The following is a 21,667-nucleotide window of genomic DNA, read 5'->3' as shown; positions in this document are numbered from 1 at the left end:
GAATACATTAGCGCAAACCAACCCCGTTATCGCAATTTTTACCCTTGCAATAACGAGGCGGACCATACATTTTTATACGTTTCGCAATATACCAAGAAATGGTTAGAGCGAAAGCCTCTCACCCATTTCGCGGGCCATTGCGTCGTCAACCACGGGCTGCACGGTTATTTCCATCTCACTATTCCACTTCAGTGCATAGGCTGTGACTGCCTCTACACTGTCAGACTCTACGATGCACACCCCCGTTCCGCTGACTAAATCGTGCCAGCGACCAATCAACGTGATTTCAGGCCCCATAAGCGCCTTATCTTGTTCTTCTGTCAATTTGGAAAAATGTGCTAGCACCGGGTGCAGCCGACCTTGGTAAAGCTGCCATGAGATCAGGAAAGTCATTGGATACCTCTTCAATCACGCATCAAACGTGATGAGAGTATAGTCACAGATACCTAACTCACCTTGATGAGTTAGGTATCTGTTTTGCAAAATGAGAATCAATTTCGGAAGGGGAATCTGATATTAAGTAAGGAGAATCATACCAATCAAAGAAAAACAAAGCGTTGGATATATTGGAAGAACCGAGTACGTTTAATACTACGAATTTTGTCGAGCGCTTCTTCTTCTTTGAGGTGCTCACTGCAGCAAAGAGAGTCAATTTTAGAGCGATCTATCATGTTCAGACGGTAAATTTCACGCTCAATAATGGTCAAACACTCTGATTTGGTATATCCCAGGGCTTGAAGCTCATGGACGGCTGGCATATCAATACTGGACAGTTTCATTGTATTTCTCCTTTACAGAGAATCTAAAAGTACACACTGTGTAATCAGCATATTTTATGCCGCAATTTCCTCGCTTAGCTAATAGTTCCCCAACTATTGATACACCTGACAGTCAGATGACAACTCTTTCACTGTCATTTTGTATCTTCTGCCGCAATTATTTGGCAGGACATCCCATGAAAAGCAATAACTTACTTTTACCATTAGCATTGAGCGCAGCGCTTGTCGGTTGTGGCTCTGATAACGACAACGGCACAACACCAACTCCAACCGATGCAACGCTCAATTTTGGTGTGATCAACCAACTTGACTCACCAATGAGTGAAAGTAAAAGCCTAAATGTGGCAAGTAATTACAGCGATACAAACTGCCATCACGGTAAATGTCTGAGTGACATTGATGAAGCAGTTATCGCCTTCAATTATGTTTTCTTAAAGAAAGCTGGCAGTAACGGCAGTGACGACGCAACCTGCGATCAAACCGGTGAATGTGAGGCGTACCACATCACCTTTGAACAAGAAGCCAATGAGCTTCGCATGATCGATGTTATGAATGCCAATGGTGACAATGCCTACCCGCTATTCCAAGACCTGAAACTATCACCTGGCGACTATGAAATGTGCCTATATATCAATGGTAAGCAGGGTTCTAACACGCAAGTTGAGATCGATTATGACTCTCACGTCCGTGATATTGACGGCAGCTACCTTCACCTAAGCACACCAAGCCAAGGTTCATGTGCCGGTGCCAAGCCGCCACAAAATTCCCGCCCTACCGGACGTTTGGTCAGTCAACCATTTACGGTACATAAAGGTTACAACAACCTCGCGTTCTGGTTTAACTTGGAAGAGACACTGCAGTACAACAAAAACCATGACTGGCGCTTCCTCAGCAGTAAAGATTTCGAAATCGTCCATGTCGATGATATCGCTCCACGACTAGGCCATATCCGTGGCACTATTGATATTGATTCAATCCAAAGCCAGTGTCGCAAGAACAACTATGATTCGGTCGACGCTGTTTACCTGTTTCGCGGGGATACCGCTAAAGCACAAATGCTAGGCTTCCATAACCCAAGACTTGGCAATGAAGGTGAACGCCGTCCGAAAGAATCGGCTCCGGTCGCCGTCCCTCTGATTGAAGACCCATCAGGTTTGCATGCGCAATTTAGCTTCAGTGACGTTTATGCAGGGGAATATGCGGTTGGCTACACCTGTACCGCGCAGTACGATATTGAGGAAACCAACGGTTCAGGGTTTGAGATCTACGACTCTCGCAACAACATCATCGTCGAGCCAGGACGTACGACAAGCGTGACGTTTTCTTTTTAAGTTGTGGATACAAACTTCTTTAGAACTAACCATTAATTCAATGAAAAGGCCGCAGTTGCGGCCTTTTTACTATCCGGAGCCATACATCTCATTAACTAATCTTGATCTCACCATTGCGGACCAATTTGCAAAACTGCGAGTAGTCGTGGCTGCAGACACAAAATGCCTGCGGCAAGGTCGTTCCAGATAAGAAATTATCGAACGCTTTACGGGTATCGTCGGGTAAACCGGTAGGGTCAACGACTTTGAAAGGGACATCCGGTATCGAAAACTCTGCAAGTTCGGGTAACAGAGAGTCAAAATCAGTAGCCATAGAATCATCACCTTCAACAGTTGTGTTCATGATGCCTTCTGAGTATAGCCAATCCCTAATTTCCAATAGTTATGTTTTCTTACCGTGTATCTTTTCAACCAGATAATCGATGAACACCCTAACTTTCGGTGATACCAACTCCCGCTTAAGGTAAATGGCATACGTCGCGGTGGACGTCGCCTGTGGGCTGAAGTGGTGATCAGCCAACACTTGCTTCAACCTTCCATCCGCCAATTCATTGGCTACCGCCCAATGCGGAATGAGTGCAATACCGCAATGATTGAGCAGTAGCTGCTTTTGACCATTCACCGTATTCACTTCAAGCCCAGTGCCGATATTGAGCTTTTCCAACTCATTGCCCATCAGGTACCAATGCTGCCACCCCGCGTAACCATATCGAATGCATTGCTGCTCAGCCAATGAAGCCGGAGACACCAGTTCTGGGGCTGCCTCAAGGTATTCAGGGCTGGCGCAAAGGATAAAGTCGTTGTCTTGGAGTTTCCTTGCTACCAAGGATGAGTCCGCAAGCTCACCACTTCGGATCGCCACATCAATATTATCTTCTATCAGATCGGTGACCCGCTCACTCAGTTCAAGGCGGATCTCAACCTCGGGATAGCGATGGCGAAACTCATTGATCAACGGCAGCACAACCGCCTCGCCATATCCCACCGTTGAGCTGACGACCAGCTTTCCTTTTGGGATGTCCTGCAGATCATTGATGGTTCTGCGCGCCTCGTCGAGGCTGGCGACAATATGCTGCGAGAAGCTGTAGAAAGTCTGTCCGGCTTCGGTAAGCGATACGGTTCGGGTATTGCGGTTAATTAGCCTTACACCAAGCTCTTCCTCCAGCGCCGCCAATTGGCGCGAAACGGAAGAAGGCTGAACATCGAATACCCGGCTGGTTTCAGAAATACTGCCAGTTTCCACCACAGCATTGAAATATTGCAGTCGTTTAATCATCTTGTGCCTCTATTTAGACTCACTATTCTACCAGCATATACACATAAATAACGCCAGCATCTTTGCTTAAAAAGCAAAATATACTTGCCGATTAACGCATGGTTTGCACGTATTGCAATCATTAGTATGGACCTCGCTTCCAAACACGAGGGTAATACAATGAAAGCGATGATTATTAAATCACTAGGCGATGCCAATGTTTTTCAACTAGCTGAGCGCGACAAGCCTAAAGCACAAGCAGGCCATGTTGTGGTCGAAGTAAAGGCAACCAGTGTCAATCCGCTTGATACCATGCTTCGCTCGGTAGATACACCATGGTCAGAAAATTTACCAGAGATCCTACACGGTGATGTTGCCGGTATTATTGTTGAAGTCGGTGAAGGCGTTGACCAGTTCAAGATCGGCGATGAAGTTTATGGTTGTGCTGGCGGTATTGCAGGTACACAAGGGGCGCTTGCCGAATTTATGTTGGTTGATGCTGATTTGATGGCGCACAAACCTCAAACACTCTCCATGCGTGACGCTGCTGCCCTACCGTTGGTATCTATTACTGCGTGGGAAGCGCTGGTAAGCAAAATGCATATCAAGCCCGGTGATAATGTTCTTATCCACGGTGCAACCGGTGGTGTCGGCCACATTGCAGTACAGCTTGCTAAAGTGTTGGGGGCAACCGTTGCCACCACGTCATTGGCTAGAAATATCGAGCTCGCCCACACTCTGGGTGCCAACCATGTGATTCATGCCGAGCAACAATCGGTGGAAGATTACACCCAACAGCTTACTGGTGGACTAGGTTTCGACGCTGTCTTCGACACCATTGCCGGGGATCACATCCAAAACAGTTTCAAGGCCGCCCGCTATAACGGTAAAGTGGCGACGATCCTGCCCATCAGCGATCCACTGCAGGTTGCCCTCAAAGGATTGAGCTTCCACAGCGTATTGATGCCGATCCCTCTGGTTTATGGTATCAACCGCAAAGCACACGGCGAGATCCTGACTCATATCGCTAAATTAGTCGATGAAGGTCAGATCAAACCCATTGTCGACGAAAGCCAATACAGCATTTGGGATGTTGCCAAAGGCCACCAACGCCTAGAGTCCAAACAAGCAACAGGTAAGGTTGTGCTAACGGCCTGATTTGGTACCCCTCACTGATCCTATCAGTCGAGGGGATTTTTAATCTCTACCTTGGATTCACTGAGTTTGCTGCTTTACTTGTAGTTTTGGCCAATAAGATAGCCAGCCTTTGCCGTTCACTCGCTCGGTAAAGAAGGAATGAGGCCGCTTTGGGTTTGGGGTTAATTCGAGTCCAAGCAAAGACTCAAAACCAAAGGCCGCGATGCATTCATACTCCCCGTGGCAATTTAGCCGAACGCCAACGGCTGTTTCTTTCTCCGGCCAATAGCTCATAGCATCCAGCGTACTCAAGTAGCGAGCATCACCATTACGATGATGCATCAACGCTTGGTTTCGCACCTGCCATTGGCATTCCGGTAGCATTTGCGTTAACCGATGCTCATACTCAAGATACTGGCAGGGGTTATCCTCATCCGGGGCGAAATAGACCACATCCAGATCATTAAGCGATGTGGGCTCACTATAACCATGCAAGTGATCCCACACCAAGTTACGGACAAATCCTGCCGCTAAATAGCATTGCGGTAAGTTCAGCAGCTGAACGCACTTGAGCGCCTTGCGACGGAGCTTATCCTTTTCAATCAACCGAACTATTAAATCCACTATAAGCTCTTATACAGATACAAAGAATATATGGTTTCATCTTGCCCCCTTATGAAGCATCAATAATACTGGCACTTATGTAACAAATGAAACCCGACTCAATAATTGTTATTTGAGATCACGCTTCCAGAAATAACTTAACGAAGCCTGAACGCCCACCTTTTTGCAAGTAATTATTGACTCGTTAAATTTATATACTAATGCATCAATAAAGTAATCGATATCATAGTTATATTCACCTACCACTTCCCCTTAATAACAATATTTTATTATTGATAACACATGTACAAGTTGATTTTCGCCACTACCAAACCTAGGTTATCGCAATAAATGTTTCACACTCGCCCCTCTTCCATCTAATCTGGTTTCATATAGACTCGCTCAAAAAATATTTTATAAAAACAATAACATGCATTTATTTGCTCATGTAACTCAGAAGGGAATACTGTGAAAAAGTTAAGTCTATTAGCCGCATCAATGGCCGTTATTTTGGCAGGTTGTAATTCAAGCAGCAGTTCATCAGGTGGCGATGAGGAAGATACTGAATTCAGCGGTCGTTTTATCGATGCCGCTGTTGAAGGGATGTACTACACAACCAGTTCAGGAAAAAGTGGCATAACAGGTGTAGAGGGTGAATTTGATGCAACGTCCACCGATACCATCACTTTCTACATTGGTGGCGAAAACGGCCTGAAAGTGGGTGCGGCCTCAGCAAGGGACGTACTGACGCCATTTGAAGCAGCAGGTAAATATAACCGTGCACTTAATTTGGCTATTTTGCTTCAGTCCATTGATAACCACTTTGGCTCTTCAAGTAATGACCTGATATCTATTCCTGATGCATTGATATCGCCGGATCAGGAGACATTAGAAGAGATTAGATTTATCAATCTGGACTCCCGCGAAACCGTATTGGATTTTCTTGATTTCATGGGTGTTGAAGACAGTGAAATAGCCCAAGAAAAAGATGCATTAGCACATATGGAAGACGCATTCGGTTCAATGGATCGTGGTTCTGACGGTGCAAACCCATTTAGCGAGAAAAACGGTAAGTTTGTTCGCAATATCAGCGTTACCCAGTACGAAACAAGAAATAACTACACTTACGTCCACGCGGACAAGATGCTGAAAGATGAGTTATTCCACCAAACTCGTGGCATGTCATTCATGGACTTAAAGCTAACGCAGGAAAACTTAGTAATCCTTGAAGGCTCTAATGACACGACGTTCTCAAATGATGCTGCTTCAGAGTATTTAACATGTATCTCCGAAGGTGGAGATTTTGAATACGATAGTAACGGCAACACATGCAGCGGTCAGCCAGCCCAAACCGACGATAAATTCCGGCTTACCGGTAGCTTTGCATACAACCTGCTGAACCCGTATGAAGCGGATGAAAAAGATTCCGACATGCCTTGGGCTGAAATCGAAGGCAGAACACTTATGCCACTGTCTGCTTCAACCATCAAAGAGCTTAATCACTACAGCGCAGATAACTTAGTCGATGATGCTGATGAGGAAGACAAAGAAGATGGCCATGAGTTTTGGCAGATTGAAACCGCTTCAGGCTCTTACGACCCAGTGACTGGCGTTTATACCGAAATAATGAAGAAAACCCAGCTTGACGGTAGAGGCTGTGACCAATACATGACCTCCTGTCATCCTTACCGCCAAACAGAGAGCGTATCTTTCTGGTACGAAGTTGATCAATCCGGTGAAGAGCGCTACGTTGATTTCAAAGGCACTTGGGAAGATAAGCAAACATGTGACAATGGCGAAGTCGCCACAATGAAGCTTGTGTTCGATGCAACGGGAGCAACGGTTTCCGGTACCGAGTGTAAGGACAACGCGGCAGTAGACCTTGATGAAGAGTCATACACTTATGCAGAACTGGCTGATATCGACTACTGGTGGTTCAACCAAGCAGGTCGTGAATCACAAGCGACATTGACCGAGATGAACACCGTTGTGCGCTTCTGTGATGTAGATGATTATACACCGGGTGATGCTTGTGACATCAATGACCAATTCTTCGTTAAGTGGGAATACCAACCTGCCGGCACAGATTGGGATGAAGGTTTGTTGATCCGTACCAAGATGACAACGTCAGGCAATATCGCCTCGACCAGCACAATGCAAAAAATCAGCAAGTAATCCTGATTAATGCTTAGAAAGCCTCGTCAGTGACGAGGCTTTGTTTTATCTGTTTTGCATAGCCTCTATCCGCAAAGGCTGACTAAACGATCTTCACCCCAGCAGGCATCGCACGTTCAGGGGTCAACAACACACTTTCCGACTCGTCATCGGTTTCAGCGCAAAGCAGCATACACTCAGACGTTTCACCGCGCATCTTCGCTTTTGCCAAGTTGCACAGTACCACTACCGGTTTACCCATCAACTCTTCCTCAGTGTAGTAAGGCACCAAGCTAGTCACTGTCTGCAGAGTGCGCTCACCCACATCGATTTGGACAATATAGAGTTTGTCGGCGTTTTGGTGACGTGCCACCTCGATGATTTTACCCGTGCGGATCTCCAGCTTGGCGAAATCTGAGTAAGCGATAGTTTCCATTGCATATTTCCTTATTAAGTAAAGTTTACTAAAATCAATTTAACTTACCAGAAGCCACCAAGATGGCAAGCAGCAGCGCTCTTTTTTTGAGCTATACGCACACTGTAAAAACAAGCTGACTGTTAGGTAACAAATTATACTCATTAGAAATAGTTAAAATTCAAGGTATACATTAAATACCTCTGCGTTATCTACCATCAGTTTAACCGTATATATCCACGGTTTATTTGAAATGATTTTAGTAAAACGTGGAACTTCACAGTCTAGTTTGTTTACAATAACAAGATTGATAGACCGCTCACGGTGAGTGAGCCTTGCCAATGGATACAAGTAAATGGCGACACTAAAAGACATCGCGGCTGAAGCGGGCGTATCTCTGGCGACAGTATCACGAGTACTCAACGATGACCCGACACTGAGCGTTAAAGAAGAAACCAAGCACCGAATTCTCGAGATCGCTGAAAAGCTGGAATACAAAACCAGCAACGCCAAGGCATCAGCGGCCAGCAAGAAGCAACAACAGCACTTCATGGCTGTTTATAACTACAAGCAAGAAGCTGAAGTCAACGACCCTTACTACCTCTCGATCCGTTACGGTATTGAAACCCAATGCAGCAAGCTGGGTGTTGAGCTAACCAACTGTTACAACGGTGAAATACCTAACGACCAAAGTAAAGTAAGCGGCATTATCCTAGTCGGACGCAACAGCGCAAAAGTGCTGAAAAAAGTAAAAACACTGTCGGACAACATCTGCTTTGTTGATTTCAGTGATGCCAACTCTTCACATGATTCTGTCGATATCGATTTGGCCCGAGTCAGCAAGGAAATTACGGACTTCTTCATCGCTCAGGGTTATCAGCGCATCGGTTTTATCGGTGGGCAAGACTTGCCAGACGTAGCCGATATCCGCGAAGAGGCCTTTGCCGAATACGGCCAGCTCAAAGGCGTCGTTTCTAGTGATGACATCTATCGGGGAGAGTTTACTAGCTCTTCTGGTTATAAGTTGGCAAAAAAGATGCTCGCCAGCGGTGATTATCCTGCAGCCTTGTTTGTCGCGTCAGATTCAATCGCCATCGGCGTATTGCGGGCAATTCACGAACACGGACTGCGGATCCCCGATGACATTGCCTTAATCAGTGTCAATGATATCCCAACAGCAAAGTTTACCTTCCCATCTCTGTCTACCGTCCGCATTCATTCGGAGATGATGGGTATTCAAGGAGTAAACTTGCTGGTGGAAAAAATCCGCGATGGTAGAACACTGCCTCTGCAAGTGTATGTGCCAAGCAAACTCAAGCTGCGTGATACCACCAAGTAACGTCCCACTTTACATAAAACAACTTAAAGCGCTGAATATCAGCGCTTTTTTATCATTTATATTTTACCTATCACGCCCTACCTACTTACCAAACCACACGCCAACCGTCCCTCTATACGATAAAACAATTTCCCGATAAAGCATTGACCCGATAAAAAACGGCCCCCATGAAGCGGTTATTCGGTAAAAATTACCCTCCTGAATTTTCTTAATCACCATCACACTATTGAGCTATGGAACAGTTAAAACCGTGATCGAGTTAAAGCATCCTTCTTTTACTGATATTATTTAGTAAAACTTTTACTAAACTGATTCCAAGTTACCTGACCAACATCCTGGTCATGGCAGAAAAATACATCGGTATCGAACCGGAGGCATTTCGTGAACAATTGGGAAAACTTCCTTCAGCTACATGAGAACCGTCTTGCACCACGTGCATACTTCTTCTCATACGACTCCCTAAACAGCGCACAGACTTTCCAGCGTGAGCTAAGCAGCCACTTCATGCTGCTTAGCGGGCAATGGCAATTCCAATATTTTACTCATCCGTTACTGGTGCCTGAAGAATTTTATTCGCGTCCAATGGCCGACTGGGGCCAAATCACGGTACCTAACATGTGGCAAATGGAAGGCCATGGTGATCTACAGTACACCGACGAGGGCTTCCCGTTCCCGATCGATGTGCCTTTCGTCCCGACCGATAACCCGACCGGCGCTTACCAGCGTACATTCACCCTTGGCGCGAACTGGCAGGATAAGCAAACCATCATCAAGTTTGATGGCGTAGAAACCTACTTCGAGGTATATGTTAACGGCGAGTATGTCGGTTTCAGCAAAGGCAGTCGACTGACGGCCGAGTTCGATGTCAGCCAGTATGTTCTACAAGGTGACAACCTGCTATCTGTCCGCGTCATGCAATGGGCCGATTCGACCTATATCGAAGATCAGGATATGTGGTGGACAGCCGGGATCTTCCGCGATGTCTACCTTGTCGGAAAAGAGCAGGTTCACGTCCAAGATTTCACCGTTCGTACTGATTTTGCCGATGACTACCAGCAAGCCACACTCTCTTGCACAGCGGAGATTGAAAACCTATCAGCCCTTCAGGCATCAGGTTATGCACTGGAATATGCACTCTATGATAAAGGGCAAATTATTGCGGAAGGTGTGTGCTCCCACCTGACTATCGATGCCAATTCACAGGAACGGACACAGACACAATTCGTAATCGATCTCGATAAGCCGACTCATTGGTCTGCCGAGAACCCTTATCTTTACCAACTGGTACTAACGCTAAAAGACAACCTCGGCAATACGCTTGAGATCATCCCGCAGCGTGTTGGTTTCCGCGATATTAAAGTGCGCGATGGCCTGTTCTACATCAACAATCAGTACGTCATGCTGCACGGTGTCAACCGCCATGATAATGACCATCTGAAAGGTCGCGCTGTCGGTATGGATCGCATCGAGAAAGATCTGATCCTGATGAAGCAGCACAACATCAACTCGGTCCGCACCGCCCATTACCCTAACGATCCACGCTTCTACGAGCTATGTGATATCTACGGTCTGTTCGTGATGGCGGAAACCGACGTCGAAACCCATGGCTTTGCCAATGTGGGCGATCTGAGCCGCATTACCGATGATGCCGCTTGGGAAAGCGTCTTCGTCGACCGTGCTGTGCGCCATGTCCATGCCCAGAAGAACCATCCCTCTATCATCATGTGGTCAATGGGCAACGAGTCCGGTTACGGCTGCAATATCCGCTCAATGACCGCGGCCACAAAAGCGATTGATGACACCCGCTTGGTGCACTACGAAGAAGATCGTGATGCGGAAGTGGTCGATGTGATTTCAACCATGTATTCCCGCGCCCAGCTGATGAACTATTTCGGCGAACACCCGCACGAGAAGCCTCGCATTATCTGTGAATATGCCCATGCCATGGGTAACGGACCGGGCGGTCTGACCGAATACCAGAACGTATTCTACCAACATGATCACATCCAAGGCCATTACGTGTGGGAATGGTGTGATCACGGCATTCTCGCCCGTGATGAAAAGGGCACCGAGTTCTACAAATACGGTGGCGACTACGGTGACTACCCGAACAACTACAACTTCTGTATGGATGGTTTAGTTTACCCTGACCAAACACCGGGACCGGGCCTGAAAGAATACAAACAAGTCATTGCGCCAGTGAAAATTCACGCTGTTGATGAGCCTGCTGGCAAATTCCTCATCGAAAACAAGCTGTGGTTCTCCGATCTCAATGACTACACCATCACCGCCGATGTACGTGCAGAAGGTGAGACCTTGCGCACTGTGCAATTCAAGGTCGAAGATCTTACATCAAACTCTGCCTGTGAAATCACTATCGCTATCCCTGAGCTGGACGAGCGTGAAGTGTTCATCAACTTCACGGTTCGCAAAGACAGCCGCACGCTGTATAGCGAAGCCAACCATGAGATTGCGGTATATCAGTACCAGCTAAAAGAAAACACGGCTAGCGAAGCCAAATTCACCACGAACAACGCAACACCGTTAGTGGTTGAAGAAAGCCGTCTTAACACGCTGATCTCGGGCAATAACTTTGCGCTTAACTTCTCCAAGATTAACGGCAAGCTAACGTCCTGGATCGTCAATGGTAAAGAGCTGATCAAGTCAGAGCCTAAGTTGAACTTCTTTAAGCCAATGATCGATAACCACAAACAAGAGCACGAAGGCCTGTGGGAGCCAGCGCACCTGCAAATTATGCAGGAGCACTTCCGCACTATCGACGTGGTCGAGCAAAAAAACGGCGTTGAAATCACTACCACCAGCATCATTGCCCCACCGGTGTTTGATTTCGGCATGCGCTGCGAATATCGCTACCAGATCAACGCGGAAGGCCAACTCAATGTTGAACTAAGCGGCGAGCGCTACGGTGATTACCCGCATGTCATTCCGGTCATCGGTTTGGATTTGGGCATCAATGGCGACTTTGACCAAGTAAAATACTACGGCCGTGGTCCTGAAGAAAACTACCAAGACAGCCAGCAGGCTAACCTGATTGACGTCTACCAGACCACCGTTGCTGACATGTTCGAAAACTACCCGTTCCCGCAGAACAACGGTAACCGCCAGCATGTTCGCTGGGCTGCGCTGACCAATCGCCATGGCGCTGGCCTATTGGTTAAGCCGCAGCATGACATCAACTTCAGCGCATGGTTCTACACCAATCAAAACCTGCATCAAGCCCAGCACACTATTGAGCTGATTGACAGTGGCTATATCACCCTGAACCTTGACCATAAGCTGATGGGCTTGGGCTCCAACTCTTGGGGTAGCGAAGTGCTCGACTCCTACCGTGTCTACATGGATGAATTCCGCTACGGCTTAACCCTGTTGCCGTTACAGGCCGGAGATTGCAGCGCGCAGATGATGGCAAACCATGACTTTAGCAACGGCTTCTTTACCGTCCCAGCCGAACTAACCCAATCAGTAAACGAGGCGTAAATCATGATCGTGCTAGAGAGCCTAGAGCAATTCAAAGTGGTATACCGCGATGGCCGTAAATGGAACCGCTGTGTCGAAGCAATTGAGAACATCGCCAACATCAAAGATGGCGTAATGTATTCCATCGGCGACTCACTGGTTTACATGGTTGAGGACGGTGTCGCCCACCATACCGAAACCTTTGAAGGCAACCGCCGTTACTTCGATGTTCACTACTACCTGGAAGGCCGTGAAACCGTTGAGTTCGCTGACAAATCAGCACTTAAAGTGGTGGAAGCTTACCGCGACGAAACGGACCGAGAATACCTAACAGGACAAGGGGAAACCCGCGAGCTGCATGAAGGCCAAGTCGTCATCTTCGACAACAGTAAAGCCTATCGCTTCAGTGGTGATAACCAGGTACGCAAGGTTGTGCTGAAAGTGACCATTGAAGATGGCTACTTCCTAAACAAATAAACAGATAACGATAAGAGGGCTTGGTGCTCCCAAGCCCTTATATAACAACACGCTTAATAGCATTTAACCCTATAATTGACGTGATTCACAGGAGGACACAATGTCTGAATCCTTACGCGGCACGATTGGCAAGTTCGCTTTGCTATCAATGACGTTTGCTGCCGTCTTTAATGTGCGCAACATCGTAAACAACAACATTGAACTGGGCTTAAGCTCTGCACCTATCTTTTTGTTGGCAACCGTTGTCTATTTCATTCCGTTCGTCTTTATTATTTCTGAATTTGTTTCAGCTAATAAGAACTCGGAATCGGGTATGTATGATTGGCTGAAAAAGCCACTGGGCAGCAAAGCGGCTTATCTTGGCTCTTTCCTGTACTGGTTTGTAAACCTGTTCTGGTTTGTCTCACTGCTACCAAACGTTATCGCTTATGCGTCCTACGCTATGCTTGGTTACGAGTACACCTTCTCGCCTATGATCACCTCGATGATCTCTATCGTACTGTTTGCCGCCGCGACCCACATTTCAACCAAAGGGGCATCATGGCTAGGTAAGATCTCTGAAATTGTTGCTTACGGTGTGTTTGCCCTATTCGCTATCTACGTCCTCGGCGCATTGATGGCACTCGGTGGAGATTACACTCCTGCAGAGCCGATCACTATGGAAGCAATGACCCCAACCATCAACTGGGCAACGCTGGGTATCATGTGTTGGATCTTCCAAGCGGCCGGTGGTGCTGAAACGGCAGCGGCTTATCTGAAAGATGTTAAAGGCGGTCAGAAAGCCTTTATTAAAGTCATTATTGCAGCAGGTGTTCTGATTGGTGCAATGTATGCTGTTGGCTCACTACTGGTGAACGTCTTCGTCGCCCGAGAAGATCTGACGTATGCTGGCGGTATGGTTGAAATCTTTACCGGCATGGCAAACTACTTTGAAATATCACAAGCACTGGTTGGCCGCTTCGTCGGTATCATCCTGTTTATCGCGATGTTCGGCTCAATGATGATGTGGACAGCGGCTCCAGTAAAAATCCACTTCTCTGAAATTCCAAAAGGCGTTTACGGGGAAAAAACCACAGAGCTGAACGAGCACGGTGTACCGGTTCGCGCCGCTTGGTGGCAGTTCGCTTTCGTTGTTGTCATGCTGGTCGTTAACGGCTTTGGTTCAGAGTCTGTACAAGACATGATGAACCAAGCTATCAACCTAACAGCAGGTACGGCAATGCTACCGCCAATCTTCATCATGGTGGCCTACTTTGTGTTCCGCTGGAAGTATGACGATACACCACGTGACTTCCGCATGGGCTCTCGCAAAGTCGGCATGGGTATTGTTTCGGTATTGATTGCTATCTTTGTTATAAGTATGACGGCATCCGCCTTCCCGACCGGCGTCAATCTGGTCCGTGCCTTCTTCATCAACGTCTTTATGACCGCGGTATTCTCGGGTATTGCATGGTGGTGGATCTCCCGCTTCGAAAAAAAGCAAGCAAGCAAGAACGTAGTGACTGAGCAAAAAGCGGTGATTCAATAAAGAAGCAACTCAAAAAGTAATACCCGGTTCACGCAATAACCGATAATAAAAAGCCCGCAGCGACTCTACTAATGAGACCTGCGGGCTTTCCTGTTTACTCAGTTTGCACCATGATTAACCATTGGTTAATCATGGTAGCCGTTTGCTCGCTTGAAACTATATCTAGGTGCTTGGTACCACTTAATATACGAAACTCTATTTGAGGTGTGTAACCAGTTAAGATTGTCTGATATGCCTCAGAATAAAACGCCTCATCAAACTCTCCAACTAGTAATAGCCTAGGTTTATTGTTATTGGCTAAGTCGACATTATATTTTGTGGGTGAAAGTGATTGAGTAGTGTTATACCGATAATATTCAGCATCGCCAGTCCGGCATATCTGATAACTTGCATTTGGCTCAACCAACAGTTGCATGATGCGCTATTCACCCTATACCTAAGATTGGTAATAATTCACCTCACGCATAATAACATCCAGCAATTCACCCCTTTGGAGCCTCAATGTATATTCATCCAAAATTAACGCACCTATTATCTAGCAGTAAACCACTTGGTTACCTTTTTTCGCTCGTCAGAATTTACTACGGATACAACTGGTTAATAGCAGGGTTTAATAAAATCACCTCCGACTTTAGTGTGGTAGGTTTTTTTAACTATTTTGTATTGAGTGAAACCTCTGTTGTCATGTCTCAAGCGACCAAAGGAGAATGGGGAGCGTCAATTTGGGTATGGTTTGTAGAAAACCTATTTATTCCTTTTGCTCCTATTCTTAATACCATGATCCCCCTGACTGAGTTAGCCCTTGGAATCTTATTATTAATAGGCTTCCAGCGCATCATTATCTGTGTTGTTGCCTGCTTCCTTAATATTACATTTATCATGTCAGGTGTAGTATGGCCGGGAGTTCACTACCTCTTTTTCCAACTGCTTCTGGCAGTATCAAACAACCAATACGAACTTTGCGTTGATAATTACCTAAGGGCTAAGCAATATAAAGCTGTGCATTCTATAACTTAAAATCAATATTAACTCCCTACTCAATAAAATAAGCGTCTGTGTTACGATAGATCCCTTGAGTAGGGAGTAACTATGAATACCAATGAGCTAGAAGCATTCGTCACTATTGTGGACAAACAGAGCTACTCTCTTGCCGCAGATAATCTAGGGATTTCAACATCGGCTTTGAGCAGAAGAATCAGTTCCCTTGAAAAAACAGTTGCATGTCAATTACTCAGGAGAGATTCTCATCGTATCACTCTGACTTCAAGCGGCTTAAAACTTTACCCCTATGCTGCAGATATTGTTGGAAAAATCCAGAAAGCTACAATCGTTCTCACCGAGAACCAATCACTGCTTAGTGGCAGCCTCACTGTTTTTTCTTCTCTTGGCATGGCTAAGCTACTTATGCCTGTCTTAAAATTATTCTCAGAAACATCACCTGAGTTAACTATTGAATGGATACTTAGTGAGGGGAGACAGGAAGACTTAGCAAAAATTCACTTCGATGTAATGCTTCACATTGATAACCCAAGAGACTCAAACCTAGTAGGACGTTATTTAGGTGATATTGCAATGGACTACTATGCCACTCCTAAATACTTAGCGAGAAAGGGAAGAATATGTCATGCAGAAGATATCGCTCATTTAGATACCATTTATTCATCAGCCACCCCTAGTGCACCCAAAACATGGACTTTACGTTTAGGAATGAACCAAAGACAGGTTGAACTACAACCTAAGTACTTTGTTGGCAGTCCTGATCTGGCTTTGGAACTGGCATTGGCACACCTAGGCATCGCAAGATTACCTAAATTCCTCGCTCAACCGTATGTAAATAAGTCACAACTTGCTCTAGCTTGTACCGATCCACAATCATTTGCTTTCCCCATCTATGCAATCTATCCCAATGGCAAATTTCTTCCAGAGAAAACAAAGCAATTCATACAAACCACAAAGGAATTGATAGAAAACTTAAGTTAGCAACTACCTTACCCAATTGACATCATACGAGAGCTATCTACAAGTCAAGGGAATAAACTGCTCTATCAGTACACTCTATCAAAACTTATTCTGGCACGATTTTGGACAATTCCGATTTAGCAACAACAGGCAGTTTCCAACCTTCGGATAACTTCTCGTACCCCAAAAAGCAAAATGCAGTAATTTCGACAGGCGGAATTTTTGATAGGTTCTTGAAATTTCCAAACAGGGCTGATTTTGACGGTTAGCATTTTTGAGGTGGAATACTGTATGGTTATTCAACAAGCCTATCAGGAAACGATTTGAGCTACCTTCCTCCTAAGTAGCTCCCGAAAAGCAATAACAGCGGGACTAACCTGCTCTCGGCTTGGACAGATTAGATTTAACTCAATCGATGGTGATTCAAAATCTGGTAAAAGCTGTAAAAGTTGCCCACTACTAAGAGCTGAGTGGACATCTATCTGAGAACGATATGCTATCCCTTTGCCACTAACTGCCCATCTACGAACTATATCGGTATCATTGCTGACTCGGTTGCTGTTCACTTTGATTTTGTATGACCCAATATCGTCCTTATATGCCCAATTATTAAAAAGGCGCCCTGCACGACGGTGCAATAAGCAGTTATGTTCACGCAATTTTTCAGGATGAGTGAGTTCACCGTATGTCGATATATAAGCCGGAGACGCGCAGGTAACTCTTTTCATCGTAGCAATATGAAACGAAATCATCGTTGAGTCTTCTGGTTTGCCATACCTAAGCGCTATATCAACTTGCTCCAGAAAAAAGTCTGAGATGAAGTCACCAACAGTCAAATCGATCGACAATAAAGGATGTTCTTCCAGAAACTCGTCTATCCAAGGGAGAAGAATATTGCGTCCTAAGTCTGATGAGACAGATAGCCTTAACGTACCACTGACAGTACCTTGTGTCTGATGCGCCGCTATTCGACCTTGATCTAAGCTCTCGAGTGCCTTTCGGCAATGAAACAGGAACTGCTCCCCTTGCGGTGTGATTCTTAGCTGTCTTGTCGTTCTAATGAGGAGTTGTACCTCTAACTGTTTTTCGAGTCTTTTCAGCGCAGAGCTGACTGCCGCAGGAGTCAGGCTCAGTTGATTTGCGGTTTCTGTAATGCTGCCCGTTTCGACTATGCGAATGAACAGGTTGAGATATGCGGTGCAATCATCAAAAACCGTCTCGTAAAATCAGCTATGTCGGATTCATTAGCGGATGGAGAAGGTAACCCGACAGATGCTCAAAGTCGGCTCTATGAACGATGGGCTGAGGGTGGTATAGGGCTGTCGGTAGTTGGAGAAGTCCAAATCGATCCTCGATTTCCTGAAAAGCCGGGAAATCTGGTTTTAAGTCATCAATCGAGCCTAAAGGATTTACAAAAATTAACCTCTAGGGCGTCGATTAATGAAGCCCATATTTGGCCTCAGTTAGGTCATGCGGGAGGGCTTGCGTATCAACCCCTTAGCCACCCGAAAGGGCCATCCCCCCTTGAGATCAATGAATTCCAATGTTCAGGCATGACAGAAGATGAAATATCGCAACTGCCAGAACGTTATGCCAGAGCAGCGATAATAGCAAAAGATGCGGGATTCACTGGTATTCAGGTTCATGCCGGTCATGGTTTTTTACTCAGTCAGTTTCTCTCTCCGTTATTCAATCGCCGAAAAGACCAGTTCGGAGGTTCAATAGAAGCCCGTAGTCGAATTATTGTTGAGATCATTGAAAAAATCCGACTGGTGGTTGGTCGATCTTTTCCTATAGGAATTAAGCTAAATTCTTCTGATCAATTAGAAGGTGGCTTAACTCAAGAAGACGCTTTAGAGGCCATTCGTATCCTAGACAAAACTTCTATCGATTTGATAGAGATAAGTGGAGGCTCATATTTCCCAGGAGCAACATCCAGTTCTGACAGCGTATCAAACGGCCCATACTTCATCGACTTTGCGTTAAAAGCCAAAAGCATCACAAAGATTCCTTTGGTGGTTACTGGAGGCTTTAAAACAAGAACTCAGGCAATAGACGCCTTAAATTCTGGTGCGTTAGACTCAGTCGGGTTGGGACGCATATTGGTACTCAAACCTGATCTACCCAATCAGTGGGTAAGCGGTGCTGATGTTATAACTGATTTTCCAAAATTCCAGTCTCCGCCTCAAGGAGGAGTCACGGCATGGTACACAATGCGTTTGACTGCGATAAGTAATGATAATGAAGAAGACTTCAGCCCAGAACTATTGCCAGCAATTGAAGCATATGAGGAGCGTGACAAGTCTCGTATTACGAAATGGCTAGCTAAATACCAATAGTATTGTTGTAGACGGCATTCAGCTGGCTTTTTGAATTTGGCGGAGTGCTTTGAGTATTACGGATTTGATTCAAATCCCTGCTCATTACATTTAACGTATACGAAAAAGCCCAGCATTTCTGCTGGGCTTTTTCTAAATGTGGCGGAGAGATAGGGATTTGAACCCTAGATACGCTACAAACGTATGCCGGTTTTCAAGACCGGTGCTTTCAACCACTCAGCCATCTCTCCGTTGTGCGGCGTATAATATAGAGCCCTTAGGATGTTGTAAATACCCCAAAAGCCCGACTGCTCACAATACCACCAGATTTCTATATTTTGAGAAATAACCGCTCAAGTTACGACAATAAAATCAAATTTCCCGACAACGCCGCCCGATAATTCTTTAGGTTCAAACTGAAGATACTGACGCTCACGCCCTCCCCACCACTCATTACCGGTTTGTCCTTTGAGATAAAGCTGGGTCGTCAGTAACTCTTTATCCCCTCGCCATAGCTTTACATGAATATGTGGCGGCCGGCCGGTATAAGGCACAGGATGTATAGTGCGGAACTGATATTGGCCTTCTTTATCCGTTTCTACTGCACCAAAGCCCGCAAAATGGCGGTCAAATGCTTGGTTATTCGGCTGCTGTGGGTGATCGTATACACCTACGCCGTCACACTGCCAAATTTCTATCTTGATACCGGATAAAGGTTGACCCTGGATGTCCAATACGCGTCCCAGCAACTCTATCGGTTCTCCGGCTAAACCTTGCTCCTGCAAAATCAAATTTGCTCTCATCGGAATAGGCACTACCGGATAGAATGGTCCTTCAGCCTGTGCCGGAGTGGCCGTATACGGTTGTTTTGCCCAAATCGGTTTCACGAACAACATCGACCACAATGCCAAAAAGTGCCGTCTCTTCATCACCTTCTCTCCCTTAGCTGACTCACTTACAGTGTGGCAGCCAATAAAGAAATTGCGTTGAAGATCCCTGTCTATTATCTTCAGCATGTGCCACGATAATATAAAATCAGATAGGAAAAGAAATGACACTCTCCGATGCAACATTAGTCATACCCGCTCATATGCTGCCCGGTGGTATTACTCCAATAGCGCATGAATTTGGCTTTGAGCAGGTCGAGAAAAAACGCATAGAACACAGTGATGATGTCGCCTTGACTCAGTTTATCTTTCACTCCCCCCGCATCGAAGATAGCGAATCTGATACCGATAAAACCTTCGATAGTGCAACCAAGCATTTTCTCTGGCACCTTGCCAAAGGCACTCCCTATCAAATTACCAAGTCATTTAGCGATGGTAGCCAAAGTACCAAAAGTTACCTATACCGTAAAAACAGGCTGACTTCGCAAGCTTCCTCTTTGGCAGAGCTGTTAGCCAATAGCCAATAGCCAATAGCCAATAGCCAATAGCCAATAAGCATATGGCATCATAATTTTGCTCAACTATGAAGCACATCCCATACACGCATAGTCAAATCTGATTATAATTCAAACACGCGTTTAAAAGGATGTTTACTATGTTGCTCTACAAAACGGTTGTCGGAATCAATAAACAGCTCAACAAATTAATCACGATTCCGTTCCCCCAAATAGAAATGGGTGCCGATAGCGTGGCCAATGCGGGAGCCTTAATGGCCTCGAAAGGGGCGCAAAAAGTGCTCATCGTTACCGATGCGATGATCCACTCCCTCGGATTGACGGGTTCGCTTTGCGAATCACTGACAGCACAAGGCATTGAGTTTGTCATCTATGACGAGGTCAAACCGAACCCGACTATCGCCAATGTAGCGGTAGGGGCTGATTTGTTCAAAGAGCAAGAATGCAACGCCATTATTGCTATAGGAGGGGGATCGCCGATTGATTGCGCCAAAGCCATTGGTGCGAAAATTGTTCGGGATAAGCCGGTTCGTCGGCTGGCTGGCAAATTAAAGATCAGAAAGAAATTACCGCCATTCATGGCCATTCCAACCACCGCGGGCACAGGCTCAGAAGCAACTGTCGCAGCCGTGGTGTCTGATCCGAGTGCTAGGGAAAAATTCGCGATTGTTGATCCGGCTATATTGCCAGATTTTGCCCTTATCGATCCCAAGCTCATGGTCGGCTTACCAAAGTCGATCACCGCTGCAACCGGCATGGATGCATTAACTCACGCAGTTGAATCATTTATTGGCACCTACCACACCCCGCTGACCGATAAGTATGCCACCCAGGCAACCGCAAAGATCTTCTCTCATTTAATTACTGCTTTTGAGGATGGGAAAAACCTAGAAGCCAGAGAGCAAATGGCTATTGCCTCTTATGAAGCTGGCTGTGCCTTCACCCGTGCTTATGTTGGTTATGTCCATGCATTTGCCCATCAGTTAGGTGGTATGTACAACGTTCCCCACGGCCTTGCTAATGCCGTATTGTTGCCCAAAGTGCTGAGCTTATTGAAACCTTTTTGCGAACAACGGTTAACATTGCTCGCCGGAGTGATCGGATTGAACACCGCAGAGGAGTTTATCGACGCGATCAGCAGCCTTAACACTCAACTAGAAATCCCCACCACTTTCCCAGAGCTAAAGGAAGAAGAGATCCCATTGATCACCAAACGCGCCCTTGCCGAAGCCCATGGTACCTACCCAGTTCCCGGGTACCTAAGCCAGCAGCAAGGCGAGGCGTTACTCGCTCAGTTTCTTGAGCAATCCTAGCCCCTCCAAAACCAACGCATACAAAAAGTCCCGTCATTTCTGACGAGGCTTCGTTGTAGTGGCGGAACGGCCGGGCTTGCGTCCAACCGGGGACGCGTCCGTCCGGGACTCATCAGTCCACAGGACTGACGCCTATGTTCAACGCATACAAAAAAGCCCCAGCATTTCTGCTGAGGCTTC

The 21,667-nt window shown here is 46.1% G+C and carries 21 protein-coding genes and 1 tRNA gene; 12 read left to right on the top strand and 10 right to left on the bottom strand.

Features of this window, described 5'->3' with window-relative positions:
- Nucleotides 1-102: 102 nt before the first annotated feature.
- Both ACVA58_RS27320 and ACVA58_RS27315 read right to left on the bottom strand, forming a co-directional pair.
- Nucleotides 103-393, bottom strand: a complete 291-nt coding sequence (locus tag ACVA58_RS27320) for a DUF3303 domain-containing protein (protein WP_446513404.1) — start codon at nt 391-393, stop codon at nt 103-105.
- Between the two features lie 146 nt (nt 394-539).
- A complete protein-coding gene (locus ACVA58_RS27315) occupies nt 540-779 on the bottom strand; it encodes a hypothetical protein (protein WP_446513403.1) in 240 nt (79 codons plus the stop codon).
- Nucleotides 780-955: 176 nt separating this feature from the next.
- Here ACVA58_RS27315 and ACVA58_RS27310 point away from each other — a divergent pair, with 176 nt between their 5' ends.
- On the top strand, nt 956-2,110 hold the full coding sequence (locus ACVA58_RS27310) for a hypothetical protein (RefSeq protein ID WP_446513402.1): 1,155 nt from the start codon (nt 956-958) through the stop codon (nt 2,108-2,110).
- Between the two features lie 91 nt (nt 2,111-2,201).
- On the opposite strand, the gene ACVA58_RS27305 is transcribed toward ACVA58_RS27310, so the two are convergent.
- Together ACVA58_RS27305 and ACVA58_RS27300 are read right to left on the bottom strand one after the other, a co-directional pair.
- Complete coding sequence (locus ACVA58_RS27305) at nt 2,202-2,453, bottom strand: hypothetical protein (protein WP_446513401.1); 252 nt, start codon at nt 2,451-2,453, stop codon at nt 2,202-2,204.
- 39 nt (nt 2,454-2,492) lie between these two features.
- The gene (locus ACVA58_RS27300) at nt 2,493-3,386 is read right to left on the bottom strand and encodes a LysR substrate-binding domain-containing protein (protein ID WP_446513400.1); all 894 of its coding nucleotides are present in this window, start codon (nt 3,384-3,386) and stop codon (nt 2,493-2,495) included.
- Between the two features lie 159 nt (nt 3,387-3,545).
- Here ACVA58_RS27300 and ACVA58_RS27295 point away from each other — a divergent pair, with 159 nt between their 5' ends.
- Complete coding sequence (locus tag ACVA58_RS27295; protein WP_446513399.1) at nt 3,546-4,523, top strand: zinc-dependent alcohol dehydrogenase family protein; 978 nt, start codon at nt 3,546-3,548, stop codon at nt 4,521-4,523.
- Between the two features lie 57 nt (nt 4,524-4,580).
- Here the strand turns inward: ACVA58_RS27295 and ACVA58_RS27290 are convergent, their stop codons facing one another.
- Complete coding sequence (locus ACVA58_RS27290) at nt 4,581-5,126, bottom strand: nucleotidyltransferase family protein (RefSeq protein ID WP_446513398.1); 546 nt, start codon at nt 5,124-5,126, stop codon at nt 4,581-4,583.
- A gap of 447 nt (nt 5,127-5,573) precedes the next feature.
- On the opposite strand from ACVA58_RS27290, the gene ACVA58_RS27285 reads away from it, so the two are divergent.
- Nucleotides 5,574-7,280, top strand: coding sequence for a hypothetical protein (locus tag ACVA58_RS27285; RefSeq protein WP_446513397.1), 1,707 nt, complete (start codon nt 5,574-5,576; stop codon nt 7,278-7,280).
- Between the two features lie 82 nt (nt 7,281-7,362).
- Here ACVA58_RS27285 and ACVA58_RS27280 read toward each other — a convergent pair whose 3' ends face one another.
- The gene (locus ACVA58_RS27280; RefSeq protein WP_446513396.1) at nt 7,363-7,695 is read right to left on the bottom strand and encodes a tRNA-binding protein; all 333 of its coding nucleotides are present in this window, start codon (nt 7,693-7,695) and stop codon (nt 7,363-7,365) included.
- A gap of 334 nt (nt 7,696-8,029) precedes the next feature.
- Between ACVA58_RS27280 and ebgR the strand changes: the two genes are divergently transcribed.
- The 4 genes from ebgR to ACVA58_RS27260 all read left to right on the top strand — a co-directional run bounded on the left by ebgR (nt 8,030) and on the right by ACVA58_RS27260 (nt 14,495).
- Complete coding sequence (gene ebgR / locus ACVA58_RS27275) at nt 8,030-9,013, top strand: transcriptional regulator EbgR (protein WP_446513395.1); 984 nt, start codon at nt 8,030-8,032, stop codon at nt 9,011-9,013.
- Between the two features lie 381 nt (nt 9,014-9,394).
- Entirely contained in the window at nt 9,395-12,511 is a 3,117-nt protein-coding gene (gene ebgA / locus ACVA58_RS27270) for a beta-galactosidase subunit alpha (RefSeq protein ID WP_446513394.1), read from the top strand.
- A gap of 3 nt (nt 12,512-12,514) precedes the next feature.
- The gene (locus tag ACVA58_RS27265; RefSeq protein ID WP_446513393.1) at nt 12,515-12,967 is read left to right on the top strand and encodes a beta-galactosidase subunit beta; all 453 of its coding nucleotides are present in this window, start codon (nt 12,515-12,517) and stop codon (nt 12,965-12,967) included.
- A 100-nt stretch (nt 12,968-13,067) separates the two neighbouring features.
- Nucleotides 13,068-14,495, top strand: coding sequence for an amino acid permease (locus tag ACVA58_RS27260; protein ID WP_446513392.1), 1,428 nt, complete (start codon nt 13,068-13,070; stop codon nt 14,493-14,495).
- A 94-nt stretch (nt 14,496-14,589) separates the two neighbouring features.
- Here the strand turns inward: ACVA58_RS27260 and ACVA58_RS27255 are convergent, their stop codons facing one another.
- Entirely contained in the window at nt 14,590-14,910 is a 321-nt protein-coding gene (locus ACVA58_RS27255; protein ID WP_446513391.1) for a hypothetical protein, read from the bottom strand.
- Between the two features lie 86 nt (nt 14,911-14,996).
- Here ACVA58_RS27255 and ACVA58_RS27250 point away from each other — a divergent pair, with 86 nt between their 5' ends.
- Nucleotides 14,997-15,512, top strand: a complete 516-nt coding sequence (locus ACVA58_RS27250) for a hypothetical protein (protein WP_446513390.1) — start codon at nt 14,997-14,999, stop codon at nt 15,510-15,512.
- 72 nt (nt 15,513-15,584) lie between these two features.
- A complete protein-coding gene (locus ACVA58_RS27245; protein ID WP_446513389.1) occupies nt 15,585-16,475 on the top strand; it encodes a LysR family transcriptional regulator in 891 nt (296 codons plus the stop codon).
- Between the two features lie 290 nt (nt 16,476-16,765).
- Here the strand turns inward: ACVA58_RS27245 and ACVA58_RS27240 are convergent, their stop codons facing one another.
- Complete coding sequence (locus tag ACVA58_RS27240; protein ID WP_446513405.1) at nt 16,766-17,587, bottom strand: LysR substrate-binding domain-containing protein; 822 nt, start codon at nt 17,585-17,587, stop codon at nt 16,766-16,768.
- Here ACVA58_RS27240 and ACVA58_RS27235 point away from each other — a divergent pair, their 5' ends adjacent.
- Complete coding sequence (locus ACVA58_RS27235; protein WP_446513388.1) at nt 17,588-18,793, top strand: NADH:flavin oxidoreductase/NADH oxidase family protein; 1,206 nt, start codon at nt 17,588-17,590, stop codon at nt 18,791-18,793.
- Between the two features lie 139 nt (nt 18,794-18,932).
- On the opposite strand, the gene ACVA58_RS27230 is transcribed toward ACVA58_RS27235, so the two are convergent.
- Both ACVA58_RS27230 and ACVA58_RS27225 read right to left on the bottom strand, forming a co-directional pair.
- Nucleotides 18,933-19,023 (bottom strand) — tRNA-Ser (locus tag ACVA58_RS27230).
- A 102-nt stretch (nt 19,024-19,125) separates the two neighbouring features.
- A complete protein-coding gene (locus ACVA58_RS27225) occupies nt 19,126-19,701 on the bottom strand; it encodes a dioxygenase family protein (protein ID WP_446513387.1) in 576 nt (191 codons plus the stop codon).
- A 122-nt stretch (nt 19,702-19,823) separates the two neighbouring features.
- On the opposite strand from ACVA58_RS27225, the gene ACVA58_RS27220 reads away from it, so the two are divergent.
- Complete coding sequence (locus ACVA58_RS27220; protein ID WP_446513386.1) at nt 19,824-20,186, top strand: hypothetical protein; 363 nt, start codon at nt 19,824-19,826, stop codon at nt 20,184-20,186.
- Nucleotides 20,187-20,314: 128 nt separating this feature from the next.
- On the top strand, nt 20,315-21,487 hold the full coding sequence (locus ACVA58_RS27215; protein WP_446513385.1) for an iron-containing alcohol dehydrogenase: 1,173 nt from the start codon (nt 20,315-20,317) through the stop codon (nt 21,485-21,487).
- Nucleotides 21,488-21,667 lie beyond the last annotated feature (180 nt).

The sequence above is a fragment of the Photobacterium sp. DNB22_13_2 genome (assembly GCF_052873915.1).
The sequence above is the reverse complement of the archived record's forward strand: the minus strand, read 5'-3'. Positions and strand labels throughout refer to the sequence as shown.